This window comes from Cupriavidus gilardii, assembly GCF_017598945.1.
Lineage (GTDB): Bacteria > Pseudomonadota > Gammaproteobacteria > Burkholderiales > Burkholderiaceae > Cupriavidus > Cupriavidus gilardii_E.
In genome coordinates this window covers 52,586-68,724 of sequence record NZ_JAGFTW010000009.1, presented here as the reverse complement: position 1 = coordinate 68,724, position 16,139 = coordinate 52,586, and the positions used below count along the sequence as shown (strand labels likewise).

14 protein-coding genes are annotated in these 16,139 nt (G+C 65.5%); all 14 read right to left on the bottom strand.

Annotated features, from left to right (window positions below; all coding sequences use genetic code 11):
* Nucleotides 1-288: 288 nt before the first annotated feature.
* A complete protein-coding gene (locus J5T34_RS04670; RefSeq protein WP_208578823.1) occupies nt 289-1,407 on the bottom strand; it encodes an acyl-CoA dehydrogenase family protein in 1,119 nt (372 codons plus the stop codon).
* A gap of 13 nt (nt 1,408-1,420) precedes the next feature.
* Nucleotides 1,421-2,623, bottom strand: coding sequence for an acyl-CoA dehydrogenase family protein (locus tag J5T34_RS04665; protein WP_174108094.1), 1,203 nt, complete (start codon nt 2,621-2,623; stop codon nt 1,421-1,423).
* A gap of 89 nt (nt 2,624-2,712) precedes the next feature.
* Nucleotides 2,713-3,165 carry a DUF1178 family protein gene (locus J5T34_RS04660; protein ID WP_208578822.1) on the bottom strand — a complete coding sequence of 151 codons (453 nt, stop codon included), beginning with the start codon at nt 3,163-3,165 and terminating at the stop codon, nt 2,713-2,715.
* A 287-nt stretch (nt 3,166-3,452) separates the two neighbouring features.
* Entirely contained in the window at nt 3,453-4,097 is a 645-nt protein-coding gene (locus J5T34_RS04655) for an NUDIX domain-containing protein (RefSeq protein ID WP_244258700.1), read from the bottom strand.
* 48 nt (nt 4,098-4,145) lie between these two features.
* A complete protein-coding gene (locus J5T34_RS04650) occupies nt 4,146-4,454 on the bottom strand; it encodes a DUF2818 family protein (RefSeq protein ID WP_208578821.1) in 309 nt (102 codons plus the stop codon).
* Between the two features lie 54 nt (nt 4,455-4,508).
* A complete protein-coding gene (nuoN, locus tag J5T34_RS04645; protein WP_208578820.1) occupies nt 4,509-5,984 on the bottom strand; it encodes an NADH-quinone oxidoreductase subunit NuoN in 1,476 nt (491 codons plus the stop codon).
* 18 nt (nt 5,985-6,002) lie between these two features.
* The gene (locus J5T34_RS04640; protein WP_208578819.1) at nt 6,003-7,469 is read right to left on the bottom strand and encodes an NADH-quinone oxidoreductase subunit M; all 1,467 of its coding nucleotides are present in this window, start codon (nt 7,467-7,469) and stop codon (nt 6,003-6,005) included.
* A 14-nt stretch (nt 7,470-7,483) separates the two neighbouring features.
* Complete coding sequence (gene nuoL / locus J5T34_RS04635) at nt 7,484-9,592, bottom strand: NADH-quinone oxidoreductase subunit L (protein WP_208578818.1); 2,109 nt, start codon at nt 9,590-9,592, stop codon at nt 7,484-7,486.
* Between the two features lie 72 nt (nt 9,593-9,664).
* Nucleotides 9,665-9,970, bottom strand: coding sequence for an NADH-quinone oxidoreductase subunit NuoK (gene nuoK / locus J5T34_RS04630; protein ID WP_174108099.1), 306 nt, complete (start codon nt 9,968-9,970; stop codon nt 9,665-9,667).
* Nucleotides 9,971-9,985: 15 nt separating this feature from the next.
* The gene (locus J5T34_RS04625) at nt 9,986-10,627 is read right to left on the bottom strand and encodes an NADH-quinone oxidoreductase subunit J (RefSeq protein ID WP_208578817.1); all 642 of its coding nucleotides are present in this window, start codon (nt 10,625-10,627) and stop codon (nt 9,986-9,988) included.
* Nucleotides 10,628-10,778: 151 nt separating this feature from the next.
* Nucleotides 10,779-11,270, bottom strand: coding sequence for an NADH-quinone oxidoreductase subunit NuoI (gene nuoI / locus J5T34_RS04620; RefSeq protein WP_006576689.1), 492 nt, complete (start codon nt 11,268-11,270; stop codon nt 10,779-10,781).
* 98 nt (nt 11,271-11,368) lie between these two features.
* Nucleotides 11,369-12,433 (bottom strand): NADH-quinone oxidoreductase subunit NuoH, encoded by a 1,065-nt coding sequence (nuoH, locus tag J5T34_RS04615; protein ID WP_208578816.1) that lies wholly within the window; start codon nt 12,431-12,433, stop codon nt 11,369-11,371.
* Between the two features lie 30 nt (nt 12,434-12,463).
* Nucleotides 12,464-14,830: an NADH-quinone oxidoreductase subunit NuoG gene (gene nuoG, locus J5T34_RS04610; protein ID WP_208578815.1), complete on the bottom strand. Its 2,367-nt coding sequence runs from the start codon at nt 14,828-14,830 to the stop codon at nt 12,464-12,466.
* 12 nt (nt 14,831-14,842) lie between these two features.
* Nucleotides 14,843-16,138 (bottom strand): NADH-quinone oxidoreductase subunit NuoF, encoded by a 1,296-nt coding sequence (gene nuoF / locus J5T34_RS04605; RefSeq protein ID WP_208578814.1) that lies wholly within the window; start codon nt 16,136-16,138, stop codon nt 14,843-14,845.
* Nucleotide 16,139: the final 1 nt, after the last annotated feature.

The following is a 16,139-nucleotide window of genomic DNA, read 5'->3' as shown; positions in this document are numbered from 1 at the left end:
CTTAGGCTGAACGCTACCAAGAATTGGACGCCCCGATCCTCGCTCTCCCTCGAACTTGAGCTCGCGCTCAGAGCATGGGTCAATCGATCTGAGGCGTCCGGGACGAATTTTGCAACATACAAGGGTCGGGGAGAGGGGTGGTTTCAGTCGCCACGTACATGGCGAGCGCCGCTCCCTCTCCCCCACCCCTCTCCCGCATGCGGGAGAGGGGAGAAAACCTGAATGCAAAAAGCCGCGCCCTGGACGAACGCCCGAGCGCGGCTTTTCTCTTGCCTCAACGGCTGGCCATCATGCCGCCTGCTGGAATTCCGGCAGGCTGGCGAAGCGGCCAAGATGGTGGTCGACATCGCCGAACGTCGTGTTGATCAGCGTCAGCCGCTTGAACATGTGCGCGGCCGGCAGTTCGTCGGTCACGCCCATGCCGCCGTGGATCTGCACCGCTTCCTGGCCGACCGTGCGGGCGGCCTGGCCGACCCGTGCCTTCGCCGCGGACACATAGCGGCGGCGCTCCTCGGGGCTGGCATCGTCGAAGCGGGCCGCGGCCAGCAGCGTGATCGAGCGCGACTGCTCGGCATGGATGAACATCTCGACCATGCGATGCTGCAGCGCCTGGAAGCGTGCGATCGGCACGCCGAACTGCTGGCGCGTCTTGGCGTACTCGATGGTGGCGGCGGTCAGCGTGTCCATCACGCCCACGGCCTCGGCGCACAGCAGCACCGCGGCATAGTCGGCCACCTGCTCGAGCAGGTCCCAGCCCTTGCCTTCGGCGCCGAGCAGCTCGCCGGCGGCGTCCTGGAACGTGATGTCGGCCGCGTGCAGATTGTCGATGGTGCGGTAGTCGCGCACCGTGACGCCGGGGGCCTTGGCATCGACCAGGTACAGCGAGATGCCGTCGCGGTCGGCGTTGCCGCCGCCGGTGCGCGCCGACACCACCAGCTTGTCGGCCTGGCCGCCATGGACGGCGACGACCTTGGTGCCGTTCAGCTTGCCGCCCTTGGCCGTCACGCGCACGTCGTTCAGCGTGTAGCGCGCCTCGCGCTCGTTGAACGCGGTGGCCAGCTTGATCTCGCCGCCGGCGACCTGTTCGAGCAGGGCGTCCTGTCCGCCGGCCTGCCTCAGCGCGTAAGCGGCGGTCACCGTCGCCAGATACGGCTCGACCACCAGGCCGCGGCCCAGCTCCTGCATCACCACCATCATGTCGATGGCGGTCCCGTTGAAGCCGCCCTGCGCTTCGGGCACCGGCAGCGCCGTCAGGCCGAGTTCGACCAGCGCGCTCCAGGCCGCTTCGCTGTAGCCGGTCTCGCTCTTGTAGGCCTTCTTGCGGGACTCGAAGTCGTAGCTCTTGTCGATGAAGCGGCGTACCGCGTCAGCCAGTTGCTTCTGCTCGTCGCTGAGATTGAAGTTCATGGTTCCTGTCTCCTCACAGCCCCAGGATCATCTGGCTGATGATGTTCTTCTGGATTTCGTTGGATCCGCCGTAGATCGAGGTCTTGCGGAAGTTGAAGTAGTACGCGGCCAGCGGCGCGGCATCGTCGTAGCCGGTCACCGCATGCTCGGTCTCGCACTCCAGATAGTCGCGGTCGAACGGCTGCGCGTACGGGCCGACGGCTTCGACCATCAGCTCGGTCAGCAGCTGCTGGATCTCGGTGCCCTTGATCTTCAGCAGCGAGGCCTCGGGGCCGGGGCCCTTGCCGGCGCTCTCGCTCGACACCACGCGCAGCACGGTGATCTCCAGCGCCATCAGTTCGATTTCCAGCGCGGCGACCTTGGCGCCGAACACCGGATCTTCGAGCAGCGGCTTGCCGTTCTTCTGCTGCTGGCGCGCGATGCGCTTCAGGAAGCCGAGCTCGCGCTTCGAATTGCCCACGCGTGCAATGCCGGTGCGCTCATGGCCGAGCAGGTACTTGGCGTAGGTCCAGCCCTTGTTCTCCTCGCCGACGCGGTTCTCGACCGGCACCTTGACGTTGTCGAAGAAGACCTCGTTCACCTCGTGGTCCTCGTCGAGCATGATGATCGGACGCACGGTGATGCCGGGCGTCTTCATGTCGATCAGCAGGAAGGAGATGCCTTCCTGCTTCTTGGCTTCGGGATCGGTGCGGACCAGGCAGAAGATCATGTCGGCGTGCTGGCCGAGCGTGGTCCAGGTCTTCTGGCCGTTGACGATGTAGTGCTTGCCGTCCGGAGTCAGTTCGGCACGGGTCTTCAGCGAGGCCAGGTCCGAGCCCGAGCCCGGCTCCGAATAGCCCTGGCACCACCAGTCGGTGCAATCGAGGATGCGCGGCAGGTAGTACGACTTCTGCTGTTCGTTGCCGTACTTCATGATCACCGGCGCGACCATCGCGACGCCGAAGGGCAGCACGCCGGGCGCGCCGACGCGGGCATTTTCCTCGTCCCAGATATGGCGCTGGGTGGCATTCCAGCCGGTGCCGCCGTACTCGACCGGCCAGTGCGGCGCCGACCAACCCTTGCCCGCCAGGATCTTGTGCCAGCGGACCAGATCGTCGCGGTTGGGCCGGCGGTGATTCAGAATCTTGGCGCGAATGTCCGCCGGCAGGTTGGCTTCCAGCCAGCTGCGCACTTCCTCGCGGAAGGCGTTGTCGGCCGCCGTGTAGTTCAGATCCATGCCCGTCTCCAGTGATGCCGGCTGCGGCCGGCAAATTGTTCTGGCCAACGCGCCCTCGCACCGGCGCGAAGGCGGGCACGGGACGCGATTCAGTGAGCCGTCTGCTTCAGCGCATCCGGCACCACGAGCGGAAACGTTTCGATGCCCTCCTCGGCGAGCGCCTGCACTTCCTCCGGCGACGCCGTCCCGCGGATGCCGCGTTCCGGTGCCTCGTCGTAATGCATGCGCCTGGCCTCCTCGGCAAAGCGCGGCCCCACATCCTCGGTCTGCGCCAGCACCTGCTTGACCGCCTTCAGATACAGCGATTGCAGGGCAACCTGGACCGCCTGTGCCTGCTGCGCCGGCGCCTGGGGCGTCGGCTGGCGCTCGGCCGCGCCGGACAGATTCAGGCGCGGGGCGCTGGGCAGCCGCGTCACCGCGTGGTCGCCGCAGACAGGACACTGAACGAGATCGCGAGAGATCTGCGATTGCGCATCGTCCTCCGAAGCAAACCAGCCTTCGAACCGATGGTCATGCGCACAGCGCAGGTCGAGCACCTTCATGATGTTTCCAGCCCGTCAAAGCAATATTAGCCGTGAATCGCAAATTTGTGAACGGTCGTTCTAATTTTTTCCTGACCGCTGCCAGCCCAGGGGCTCGCGTCTGGGGAAGATGGTAGCGCTTCGGGGAATTTAAAGGTGGTTGCCCTCTCCCCGGCCCTCTCCCGCAAGCGGGAGAGGGAGAACGCCACGGGCATGCAAGCACCTGCCGGTTCGCTCCCCTCTCCCGCCTGCGGGAGAGGGGCTGGGGGAGAGGGGCAGCGGCGTCCGGACAACGACGCCGGCCGACATTACTCCGGCACCCTCTGCTCGCCCGGCTGCCAGGCGCCCGACAGCACCTTTTCGAGCCAGAACGCCCCGATGACCGTCTTGACGTCGGTGATGCGGCCCTGGCGGACCCAGTCGATCACCTGCCCGGCCGGCACGATCAGCGTTTCCAGGAATTCGCCGTCGTCCAGCGCCGCCTCGCCGGCGGTCAGCTCGCGCGCCAGGAACAGGTCGATGAACTCGGTCGAATACGAGATCACCGGATGGATGCGGGTCAGATAGTCCCAGCGCGCGGCGCTGTAGCCGGTTTCCTCGCGCAGTTCGCGCTCGCCGCAGCGCTGCGCCCCTTCCTCGGGATCGAGCTTGCCGGCCGGAAATTCCAGCATCACCTCGCGAACCGCATAGCGGAATTGGCGCTCCATCAGCACGGTGCCGTCGTCGAACAGCGGGATCATCATCACCGCGCCGGGGTGCTCGACATACTCGCGGCCGGCCTGCTTGCCGTCGGGCAGCCGCACGATGTCCTGCTTCAGCGTCAGAAACTTGCCCCGGTGCAGCGTCGCGGACGCCAGCGGGACTTCCTTCAGATGGCCGTCGCCGCCGGCGTCGAGCGCTTCGGGGGAGACCAGGGAGGCAGCCTTGGAGGCTTTCGATTGGGATGACGACATGAACGCTCCGGGATGGCGAGGCCGCCGAAGGTCATGCCGGATTCGGCGTCAGCTCGCGCGATGTTTGACCAGATACTGCCAGGTGTAGCCGGGAAAGGCGAACACCAGCATCAGGCAGGCGGTGATCGCGTAGAACTGCCAGCCCTGGGCAAAGCGGTTGCCCAGGCTGGCCTCGACGGCGAAACCGACCGCGCCGACCAGCAGATAGTAGACGATCAGCTCGGCGAGCCGCATCCAGAACGGCTTGCGCGGCTTGCCGAGCGGGATCACCGCGAACAGCCGCTGGTTGACGAACGGCAGATTGGCACAGGCCAATGCCAGCAGGATGACAAACCAGCCGCCCGCGGATGCGCTCATTGCGGTTTGCCTGGTGTTCGCGTGGTGTGCGTGGTGTGCGCGTCGGCCGGGCGCTCAGGCGCCCAGCGTGGTGCGCACGACCTGGTAGCACAGGTTCATCAGCGCGGCCGGGAAAATGCCCAGCACGACGATGACCAGGCCGTTCAGGCTCAGCAGCGAACGCAGACCGCCCGATGCCTCCAGCACTTCCTCGCCGGCCGGCACGTCGAAGTACATCAGCTTGACGATGCGCAGGTAGTAGAACGCGCCGATCAGCGAGAACAGCACCGCCACCACCGCCAGCCACGACATGCCCGCGGCGACCACCGCTTCGAGCACGGCCAGCTTGGCGTAGAAGCCCACGGTCGGCGGAATGCCGGCCAGCGAGAACATCATCACCAGCATCAGCAGCGCGAACCACGGGTTCTTGCGCGACATGCCGCGCATGTCTTCCAGCGTTTCCGCCTCGAAGCCCTTGTTGGTGCGCAGCAGGATGATGCCGAAGGTGCCCAGCGTGGTCAGCACGTAGGTCACGGCATAGAACATCGCCGAACCGTAGGCGCTGGCCGCGCCGTCGGTCTGGCCGCCGGCCACGCCCGACAGCATGCCCAGCAGCAGGAAGCCCATGTGCGAGATGGTCGAATACGCCAGCATCCGCTTCAGGTTGCTCTGCACGATCGCGGTCAGGTTGCCGATCGCCAGCGACACGACGGCCAGCACCGACAGCATGACCTGCCAGTCGACCGCCAGCGGCAGCAGGCCCTCGACCAGGATGCGCAGCGTCATCGCGAAGGCGGCCAGCTTCGGCGCACCGGCGATCAGCAGCGTCACCGCGGTCGGCGAGCCCTGGTAGATGTCCGGAATCCACATGTGGAACGGCGCGGCGCCCAGCTTGAAGGCCAGGCCGGCGACCAGGAACACCACACCGAAGGCCAGCATCGTCGTGTTGACGCGGCCGGACTCGACCACGCGGAACACCTCGCCGAGGTTCAGCGAACCGGTGGCGCCGTACATCATCGACATGCCGTACAGCAGGAAGCCCGAGGCCAGCGCGCCCAGCACGAAGTACTTCATCGCCGATTCCGACGTCACGCGCGAATCGCGGCGCAGCGCGACCAGCGCGTACGACGACAGCGACAGCAGTTCCACGCCCAGATACAGCGTCAGGAAGTTGTTGCCGGTGATCATCACGATCTGGCCGCCCAGCGTGAACAGCGCCAGCATGTAGAACTCGCCGGCATACAGATCACGGTCGCCCAGGTAGCGGCGGGTATAGACCAGCGTCACGAACAGCGCCAGCGCCGAGAACGACGACAGCACGTTGGCCATCGGGTCGATCACGGCGAGGTTGGAGAACGCGTAGTGGGTCTCGCCGCTGGCCGCATTCAGGCCGAACCAGACGGTCAGCACCAGCGTGATCAGCAGCGACAGCGGATAGGCGACGCTCGAGCGGTTCTTGCCGCGCGCCAGGTCGATCCAGTTGACCGCCGCGATGGCGATCGCGAGGAAGATGATCGGGGCGACAGCGGCCCAATTCGTGGTCGATTCCATGATTCGTTCTCTCCCTGCTTACAGCTTGGACTGCGCCACGTGCGACAGCAGGTTGACCACCGATGCGTGCATCACATCGGTAAAGGGTTTCGGATGCAGGCCCATGTACAGCGTCATCGCGGCCAGCAGGCCCAGCATGACGAATTCGCGCTTGTTCAGGTCGACCAGCTCGGCGACGTGCTGGTGCTTGATTTCGCCGAACACCACGCGCTTGACCATCCACAGCGAATAGGCCGCGCCCAGGATCAGCGAGGTGGCGGCCGCCAGGCCGATCCAGAAGTTGTACTGGACGCCGCCCAGGATCACCATCCACTCGCCGACGAAGCCCGAGGTGGCCGGCAGGCCGCTGTTGGCCATCGCGAAGAACACCGCGAAGGCCGCGAACTTCGGCATCGTGTTGACCACGCCGCCGTAGTCGGCGATCTGGCGCGAGTGCACCCGGTCATAGAGCACGCCGATGCAAAGGAACATCGCGCCCGAGATGAAGCCGTGCGAGATCATCTGCACGATGCCGCCCTCGATGCCGATTTCGCTGAAGATGAAGAAGCCCAGCGTGACGAAGCCCATGTGCGCGATCGACGAGTACGCGACCAGCTTCTTCATGTCGGCCTGCACCATCGCCACCAGGCCGATGTAGATCACGGCCACCAGCGAGATCGCGATGATGAACGCGGCCAGGCTGTGGCTGGCGTCCGGCGCGATCGGCAGCGAGAAGCGCAGGAAGCCGTAGGCGCCCAGCTTCAGCATGATCGCGGCCAGCACCACCGAGCCGCCGGTCGGCGCCTCGACGTGGGCGTCGGGCAGCCAGGTATGGACCGGCCACATCGGCACCTTGACCGCGAAGGCCAGGAAGAACGCCAGGAACAGCAGCACCTGCTCGTTCATCGACAGCCTGGCCTGATGCCATTGCAGGATCTCGAAGCTGCCGGTCTTGTTGTACAGGTACAGCAGCGCGACCAGCGTCAGCAGCGAGCCGAGCAGCGTGTACAGGAAGAACTTGAAGGCCGCGTAGACCCGGTTCGGACCGCCCCAGACGCCGATGATGATGTACATCGGGATCAGCGTGGCCTCGAAGAACACGTAGAACAGCATGCCGTCGAGCGAGGCGAACACGCCGACCATGATGCCCGACAGGATCAGGAACGAGGCCATGTAGGCCGCCACGCGCTCCGTGATCACTTCCCAGCCGGCGATCACGACGATCACCGTGATGAAGGCGGTCAGCACCACGAACCACATCGAGATGCCGTCGACGCCCAGGTGGTAGTTGATGTTGAAGCGCTCGATCCACGAGTACTTCTCGACGAACTGCATCTGCGCGGTGCCGCGGTCGAAGTTCAGGATCAGCGGCAGCGTGACCAGGAAGCTGACGATCGAGCCGAACAGCGCGGTCCAGCGGACGAAGCCCGGGCTGCGATCCGAGCCAAAGGCCAGCACCAGCAAGCCGAAAAAGACAGGCAGCCAGATAGCGAAAGAGAGAACCATTTTCGTTGTATTCCTTACTTGGCGCCCACCGCGCTAGCCGAGCCGAAGATCGTGATCGACAGCAGCACCAGCATGCCCAGGATCATCGCGAATGCGTAGTGATAGATATAGCCGGACTGCACGTAGCGGCTGACCGAGGCGAACCAGCCGACCACGCGCGCGGCGCCGTTGACCAGCAGGCCGTCGATCAGGCCCTGGTCGCCGCCCTTCCACAGGCCCGTGCCGAGCAGGCGCGCGCCGCGGGCGAACACCGCTTCGTTGATGGCGTCCATGTAGTACTTGTTGTCGAGCAACTTGTACAGGCCGCTGAAGCGTTGCTGGATCGCCGCCGGGATGTCCGGGCGCTTCATGTAGAAGAACCACGACAGCACCACGCCGGCCAGCGCCAGCCACAGCACCGGGGTCTGCAGCGAGTGGATGCCCATCGCCACCCAGCCGTGGAACATGTCGGCCAGTTCGCGCATCGCGTGGTGGTTCTCGCCGACGAAGATCACGTTCTGGAACGCCACGCCGTTCTTGAAGAAGTCGCCGAACAGCATCGGTTCGATCGCGATCGCACCGATCACCACCGACGGGATCGCCAGCAGCACCAGCGGCAGCGTCACCACCCACGGCGACTCGTGCGGCTTCTCGCCCGGGGCCAGGCCGTGGTGATGGTCGTCGCCATGCGACTCTTCCTCTTCGGCCGCGTGGTCGTGATGCAGATGCGGCTTGCCGAAGCGCTCCTCGCCGTGGAAGACCAGGAAGTACATCCGGAACGAGTAGAACGCGGTGACGAACACGCCCGCCATCACGGCGAAGTAGGCGAAGCCCGAACCGGCGATATGCGACTCGGCGACGGCCTCGATGATCGAGTCCTTCGAGTAGAAGCCCGAGAAGAACGGCGTGCCGATCAGCGCCAGCGAACCGACCAGCGAGGTGATCCAGGTGATCGGCATGTACTTGCGCAGGCCGCCCATGTTGCGGATGTCCTGATCATGGTGCATGCCGATGATCACCGAACCCGCGGCCAGGAACAGCAGCGCCTTGAAGAACGCGTGGGTCATCAGGTGGAACACCGCGACCTGATAGGCCGAGGCGCCCAGCGCGACCGTCATGTAGCCCAGCTGCGACAGCGTCGAGTACGCGACCACGCGCTTGATGTCGTTCTGGATGATGCCGAGGAAACCCATGAACAGCGCGGTGATCGCGCCGATCACCAGCACGAAGGACAGCGCGGCGTCCGACAGCTCGAACAGCGGCGACATGCGGCTGACCATGAAGATGCCGGCGGTCACCATGGTGGCGGCGTGGATCAGTGCCGAGATCGGGGTCGGGCCTTCCATCGAGTCCGGCAGCCACACGTGCAGCGGGAACTGCGCCGACTTGCCCATCGCGCCGATGAACAGGCAGATGCAGGCCACCGTCAGCATCATCCAGTCGGTGCCCGGGAAGGTCACGGTCGCCAGCTGGTCGCGCGCGGCGAACACCTCGGTGTAGTTCAGGCTGCCGCTGTAGGCCAGCAGCAGGCCGATGCCCAGGATGAAGCCGAAGTCGCCGACGCGGTTGACCAGGAAGGCCTTCAGGTTGGCGAAGATCGCGGTCGGGCGGGTGTACCAGAAGCCGATCAGCAGATACGAGACGAGGCCCACCGCTTCCCAGCCGAAGAACAGCTGCAGGAAGTTGTTGCTCATCACCAGCATCAGCATCGAGAAGGTGAACAGCGAGATGTAGGCGAAGAAGCGGTTGTAGCCGGGGTCGCCCTGCATGTAGCCGACGGTGTAGATGTGCACCATCAGCGAGACGAAGGTCACCACCACCATCATCATCGCGGTCAGGGAGTCGACCAGGAAGCCGACCTCCATCTTCAGCGGGTGGCCGTCGAACGGCAGCACCATCCACTCATAGACCGTGGCGTTGAAGCTGGCCCCATCCACCATCACGTCGCGCAGCACGAGCAGCGACAGCAGGCAGGCGATCGCCACGCCGAGAATGGTCACGGTGTGGGCGATGGCGCGGCCGGCGCGCGTCTCCGACGAGAACGATCCGAAGAACTTGGTGCCGAACAATCCCGCGATGGCCGCGCCGGCGAGCGGCGCCAGCGGAATCGCGAGCAGCAGGTTGGGGTTGAGCGTGGTTGCCATAGGACGCTTGTAGGTGTGCGGTCGGGTGCGGTCGGTTGGGTGACGTATTTCGACAGGATCGGCTCGCGGGCATCAGCCCTTGAGCGCATCCAGGTCGTCGACGTTGATCGTGTCCAGATTGCGGAACAGCACGACCAGGATTGCCAGACCGATCGCCGACTCGGCGGCGGCCACCGTCAGGATGAAGAAAACGAAGACTTGTCCGGCCAGATCGCCCAGATAGTGCGAAAAGGCGACGAAGTTCATGTTGACCGCCAGCAGCATCAGCTCGAGCGCCATCAGCAGCACGATCACGTTCTTGCGGTTCAGGAAGATGCCGACGATGCTGATCGCAAACAGGATCGCACCGAGCACCAGGAAATGGGCGAGAGAGAGCACGTCGTTCCCCGATCTTCAGTTCTTGTTGGCGGCGTCGGCTTGCTCGCCGGCGGCTTGCGCGGTCTGTGCCGGCATCGAAACCAGCCGCACGCGGTCGGCGCGGCGGGTGCGCAGCTGTTCGGACACGTCCTGCGCCTTGGTGTCCTTGCGGCGGCGCAGCGTCAGCGCGACCGCGGCGATGATGGCCACCAGCAGGATGATGCCGGCCACCTCGAAGGCGTAGATGTAGTCGGTGTAGATCAGCTGGCCGAGCGCGCCGGTGTTCGAGTAGTCCGAGCCCTGCGGCATCGGCTTGAGCGGCTGCGTGGTGCCGATGAAGTTGCGCACCAGCACGATCGCCATCTCGGCGATGATCAGCGCGCCGACCACCGAGGCCAGCGGCACATAGGTCCAGAAGTCGCGGCGCAGGTGCTCGATATCGATATCGACCATCATCACGACGAACAGGAACAGCACCATCACGGCGCCGACGTAGACCAGCACCAGCAGGATGGCGAGGAATTCGGCCTGCAGCAGCATCCACAGCGCGGCTGCCGTGAAGAACGACAGCACGAGGTACAGCGCCGAATGCACCGGGTTCTTGGCGGTGATGACTTTCAGTGCGGAGAGCACCAGCACCACTGCGAAGACGTAGAAGATGGTGGTCGTGAATTCCATGGTTCTCGTCGTGCCGCACGGCACAGGCCACCCCCGGCGGCCTGCCCTTGCGGCATCCTTCTAGTTGCCCCTTGCGGGGCCCGATTCAATGTGTAGCCTTGCGGCCGGGTTCGCCCAAGTTCGCGCGCCGATCTGCGCGAATGGTGGGCGATCAGCGGTACTTCGCGTCCGCCGCCTTGGCCGCCGCGATCTGCGGCTCGTAGCGGTCGCCCACCGCGAGCAGCATGTCCTTGGTGAAATACAGGTCGCCGCGCTTCTCGCCGTGGTACTCGAGAATCTGGGTTTCGACGATCGCGTCGACCGGGCAGGCTTCCTCGCAGAAGCCGCAGAAAATGCATTTGGTCAGATCGATGTCGTAGCGCGTGGTACGGCGGGTGCCGTCGGCGCGCACGTCCGACTCGATCGTGATGGCCAGCGCCGGGCAGACCGCTTCGCACAGCTTGCAGGCGATGCAGCGCTCCTCGCCGTTCGGATAGCGGCGCAGCGCGTGCAGGCCGCGGAAGCGCGGCGACACCGGCGTCTTCTCCTCCGGGAACTGCACCGTGATCTTGCGGGCGAAGAGATAGCGGCCGGTCAAGGCCATGCCCTTGAAGAGTTCCTTCAGGAGCAGGCTGTTGAAGAAGTCCTTGATGGCGAGCAGCATGACGATTGCTTCCTAGTAATTCCGCCGGGCGCGGCGCGTGCGTCGCGGCCCGGTCTGGCCCGTCCCGGTCAGCCTCGTGACCGGGATCGGCGGCGATTTCAGTGCCAGATGTTCCAGGGCGACTTGATCCAGATCGCCACGATGATCAGCCACGCGACGGTCAGCGGAATGAAGACCTTCCAGCCCAGGCGCATGATCTGGTCGTAGCGGTAGCGCGGGAACGAAGCGCGGATCCAGATGAACACCGACAGCAGCAGGAACACCTTGATCAGCAGCCAGAAGAAGCCGGGGATCGCGTTGGTCACCACGCTGTCGACCGGGGGCGCCCAGCCGCCGAGGAACATCAGCGCGGTCATCGTCGAGATGACGATCATGTTGATGTATTCGGCCAGGAAGAACAGCGCGAAGCCCATGCCCGAGTACTCGATCATGTGGCCGGCCACGATTTCCGATTCGCCTTCCACCACGTCGAACGGGTGGCGGTTGGTTTCGGCCACGCCCGAGATGAAGTAGACGCCGAACATCGGCAGCAGCGGCAGCCAGTTCCACGACAGGATGTTCAGGCCCATGTTGGCGAAGTAGCCGGTGTTCTGGCCGTTGACGATCGCCGACAGGTTCAGGCTGCCCGACACCATCAGCACGGTAACCAGGGCAAAGCCCATCGCGATTTCGTACGACACCATCTGCGCGGCGGCACGCATCGCGCCGATGAAGGCGTACTTCGAGTTCGAGGCCCAGCCGGCCAGGATCACGCCGTAGACGCCGACCGAGCTGATCGCCATCACATACAGCAGGCCGGCGTTGACGTCGGCCATCACCACCTCGGCCTGGAACGGAATCACCGCCCAGATCGCCACCGCCGGCATCAGCACCATCAGCGGGGCAATCAGGTACAGGCCCTTGCTGACCTGCGAGGGCGTCATCACTTCCTTGAGCAGCAGCTTCAGCACGTCGGCAATCGGCTGCAGCAGGCCCAGCGGGCCGACCCGGTTCGGGCCGATCCGCACGTGCATCCAGCCGATCAGCTTGCGCTCCCACAGAATCAGGTAGGCCACGCACAGCAGCAGCGGCACCACGATGACCACGGCGCGAATCAGGATCCACAGCGGCGTCCATGCGCCACCGAAGACGGCCTGTCCCTGCGAGGTAATCCAATCGATCATCTTTCTCTCTCGCCTGTCGTATTCGCTTCTTTAAGCCGCGGCCACCGGGGCCAGCTCCACCGCCTTCTCCACCAGCACGGTGCCGAACATCGGCCCCAGGCCGACGGCCGCCGGCGTCGCCGCCGACACGCGTACCGTATTGGCGGGCAGACCTTCTTCCAGCACGGCCGGCAGCACCACGCTGCCCTGCCCTTGCGTCACGCGCACCGGATCGCCGGCGGCCACGCCCAGCGCGGCGAACAGATCGGCCGACAGGCCCACCTGCATCGCGCGGCGCGCGGCGGCCGTCAGCTGCAGCGAATCGGCACGGCGCACGATCGCGTCCGAGTGGTAGATCGGCACGTCGGCGACGCGCTCGATCGCCGGCACGGCGCCATCGGCTGCCGGCGCGGCGATCTGGATCGCCGCGGTGGTCCGGTTGTTCAGGCGCGGGCCGATTTCTTCGGCCAGGGCCTCGTCGCGGACCGATTCGGCGGTCTCGTAGTCGAAGCCCGGCACGTCCAGCAGATTGCCGAGCACGCGCAGCACCTTCCACGCCGGACGGGTCTCGCCCAGCGGACGCACCACGCCGTTGAAGCTCTGCGGCACGCCTTCGCAGTTGACGTACGTGCCGGAGGTCTCGCTGAACGGCGCGACCGGCAGGATCACGTCGGCGTATTGCAGCGCGGCGTCGGAGCGGAACGGCGACAGCACGATCACGGTACCGGCCTGGCTCAGCGCGGCCAGCGCGCGTTGCGGGTCGGCGCTGTCGAATTCGGGCTCGGCGTTCAGCACCACATAGGCCTTGCGCGGCGTCTCCAGCATGGCGCGGGCATCGGCTCCGCCCTGGCGCGGCAGCGCGCCGACCAGATGCGCGCCGACGGTATTGGCCGCTTCGGTCAGGAAGCCCAGCGTGGCGCCGGTGTTGTCGGCGATCCACTGCGCCAGCGCATGCAGCGCGGCAAATTGCGGATGGCGGACCGCCTCGTTGCCGAGGAAGACGGCACGGCGCTCGCCCGACAGCAGGGCCTGCGCGGCCGCCTCGGCCAGCGCGCCGCCGTCGAAACCGTCGGTGCCGGCCGGCGCGGCCACACCCTTGGCGGCTGCGACCGCACGGGCCACGCCCGCCAGCGCGCCGGCCCAGGCCGACGGCGCCACGGCGATGCGCGCCGCCAGCGGCATCAGCAGATCTTCGGGGCTCGCGCCCAGCACGGCCACACGGGCGCCCTTCTTGGCGGCCTGGCGCAGACGCGAGGCCAGCAGCGGTTGATCCTTGCGCAGCGAGGCGCCGATCACCAGCGCGCCCTGCAGCGTCGACACCTCGGCGATCGGCATGCCGAGCCACGGCGCGCCCTCTGCCTGCGCCGAGAAATCGGCCTGGCGCAGGCGGAAATCGATATTGTCGCTACCAAGGCCGCGCACCAGCTTGCCGAGCAGATAGAGCTCCTCGACGGTGGCGTGCGGGCTGGCCAGCGCGGCGATCTGGTCTGCACCATGCTCGCGCTTGATGCTGGCCAGGCCGTTGGCGACGTATTCGAGCGCGGTCTGCCAGTCGGTTTCGAGCCACTGGTTGTCCTGCTTGATCATCGGCCGGGTCAGCCGGTCGGCGCTGTTCAGGCCCTCGTACGAGAAGCGGTCGCGGTCCGACAGCCAGCATTCGTTGATGGCTTCGTTGTCCAGCGGCAGCACGCGCATCACGCGATGGTTCTTCGACTGGACGATCAGGTTCGTGCCCAGGCCGTCGTGCGGCGACACCGACTTGCGGCGCGACAGTTCCCACGTACGCGCGGTGTAGCGGAACGGCTTGCTGGTCAGCGCGCCGACCGGGCACAGGTCGATCATGTTGCCCGACAGCTCGGAGTCCACCGTCTTGCCGACGAAGGTCGTGATCTCGGAATGCTCGCCGCGGTTCAGCATGCCCAGCTCCATCACGCCGGCCACTTCCTGGCCAAAGCGCACGCAGCGGGTGCAGTGGATGCAGCGCGTCATCTCTTCCATCGAGATCAGCGGGCCCACGTTCTTGTGGAACACCACGCGCTTCTCTTCCTTGTAGCGCGATTCGGAGGCGCCGTAGCCGACCGCCAGATCCTGCAGCTGGCACTCGCCGCCCTGATCGCAGATCGGGCAATCGAGCGGGTGATTGATCAGCAGGAATTCCATCACCGACTTCTGGGCCTTGACCGCCTTCTCCGAATTGGTGAAGACCTTCATGCCCGCGGTGACCGGCGTGGCGCAGGCCGGCAGCGCCTTCGGCGCCTTTTCGACCTCGACCAGACACATGCGGCAGTTCGCCGCGATGGACAGCTTGCGGTGATAGCAGAAGTGCGGGATGTAGGTGCCCAGCTTGCGGGCCGCTTCCATCACCAGGCTGCCTTCCGCAACCTCAACCTTCTTGCCGTCGATTTCGAGTTCAACCATGTTCTGCCACGCTTAGATGTAGGCCGGAACCATGCACTGCTTGTGTTCGACGTGATATTCGAACTCTTTCCAGTAGTGCTTGAGCATGCCGCGGACCGGCATCGCCGCCGCATCGCCGAGCGCGCAGATGGTGCGGCCCATGATGTTTTCGGCAACGTTGTTGAGCAGGTCCAGGTCTTCCTGGCGGCCTTCACCATGCTCGATGCGGTTCACCATGCGGTAGAGCCAGCCGGTGCCTTCGCGGCACGGCGTGCACTGGCCGCACGATTCTTCGAAGTAGAAATAGGACAGGCGCAGCAGCGAGCGAACCATGCAGCGCGTCTCGTCCATCACGATCACCGCGCCCGAGCCCAGCATCGAGCCGGCCTTGGCGATCGAGTCGTAGTCCATGTCGGACGCCATCATCAGGTCGGCCGGCACCACCGGCGCCGACGAGCCGCCCGGGATCACGGCCTTGAGCTTCTTGCCGCCGCGCATGCCGCCGGCCAGTTCCAGCAGCGTCGCGAACGGCGTGCCCAGCGGAATCTCGTAGTTGCCGGGACGCTCGACGTCGCCCGAGACCGAGAAGATCTTGGTGCCGCCGTTGTTCGGCTTGCCCATCTTCAGGTAATTCTCGGGACCGACGGCCAGCAGGAACGGCACCGCGGCGAAGGTCTCGGTGTTGTTGATCGTGGTCGGCTTGCCATACAGGCCGAAGCTGGCCGGGAACGGCGGCTTGAAGCGCGGCTGGCCCTTCTTGCCTTCCAGCGATTCGAGCAGCGCGGTTTCCTCGCCGCAGATGTAGGCGCCATAGCCGTGGTGGGCATGCAGCTGGAAGCTGAAGCCCGAGCCCAGGATGTCGTCACCCAGGAAGCCGGCCGCGCGCGCCTCTTCGAGGGCTTCCTCGAAGATCTTGTACTCGTTCCAGATCTCGCCGTGGATGTAGTTGTAGCCCACGGTGATGCCCATCGCGTACGCGCCGATGGCCATGCCCTCGATCAGCGCGTGCGGGTTGTAGCGGATGATGTCGCGATCCTTGAACGTGCCCGGCTCGCCCTCGTCGGTATTGCAGACCAGGTACTTCTGGCCCGGGAACTGACGCGGCATGAAGCTCCACTTCAGGCCGGTGGGGAAGCCCGCGCCGCCGCGGCCACGCAGGCCCGAGGCCTTGACGTCGGCGATCACCTGCTCGGGCGGCACCTTCTCGGTCAGGATGCGCTTGAGCTGCTGATAGCCGCCGCGCTTGACGTAGTCTTCCAGATGCCAGTTCTTGCCATCCAGCCCGGCCAGGATCAGCGGCTGGATATGGCGGTCGTGCAGACAGGTCATA

Coding starts and splice junctions, on each gene's coding strand:
- J5T34_RS04670 (WP_208578823.1), bottom strand. CDS start 1,407: ATGAACTTCAATCTCAGCGACGAGCAGAAGCAACTGGCTGACGCGGTA.
- J5T34_RS04665 (WP_174108094.1), bottom strand. CDS start 2,623: ATGGATCTGAACTACACGGCGGCCGACAACGCCTTCCGCGAGGAAGTG.
- J5T34_RS04660 (WP_208578822.1), bottom strand. CDS start 3,165: ATGAAGGTGCTCGACCTGCGCTGTGCGCATGACCATCGGTTCGAAGGC.
- J5T34_RS04655 (WP_244258700.1), bottom strand. CDS start 4,097: ATGTCGTCATCCCAATCGAAAGCCTCCAAGGCTGCCTCCCTGGTCTCC.
- J5T34_RS04650 (WP_208578821.1), bottom strand. CDS start 4,454: ATGAGCGCATCCGCGGGCGGCTGGTTTGTCATCCTGCTGGCATTGGCC.
- nuoN (WP_208578820.1), bottom strand. CDS start 5,984: ATGGAATCGACCACGAATTGGGCCGCTGTCGCCCCGATCATCTTCCTC.
- J5T34_RS04640 (WP_208578819.1), bottom strand. CDS start 7,469: ATGGTTCTCTCTTTCGCTATCTGGCTGCCTGTCTTTTTCGGCTTGCTG.
- nuoL (WP_208578818.1), bottom strand. CDS start 9,592: ATGGCAACCACGCTCAACCCCAACCTGCTGCTCGCGATTCCGCTGGCG.
- J5T34_RS04625 (WP_208578817.1), bottom strand. CDS start 10,627: ATGGAATTCACGACCACCATCTTCTACGTCTTCGCAGTGGTGCTGGTG.
- nuoI (WP_006576689.1), bottom strand. CDS start 11,270: ATGCTGCTCGCCATCAAGGACTTCTTCAACAGCCTGCTCCTGAAGGAA.
- nuoH (WP_208578816.1), bottom strand. CDS start 12,433: ATGATCGATTGGATTACCTCGCAGGGACAGGCCGTCTTCGGTGGCGCA.
- nuoG (WP_208578815.1), bottom strand. CDS start 14,830: ATGGTTGAACTCGAAATCGACGGCAAGAAGGTTGAGGTTGCGGAAGGC.
- nuoF (WP_208578814.1), bottom strand. CDS start 16,138: ATGACCTGTCTGCACGACCGCCATATCCAGCCGCTGATCCTGGCCGGG.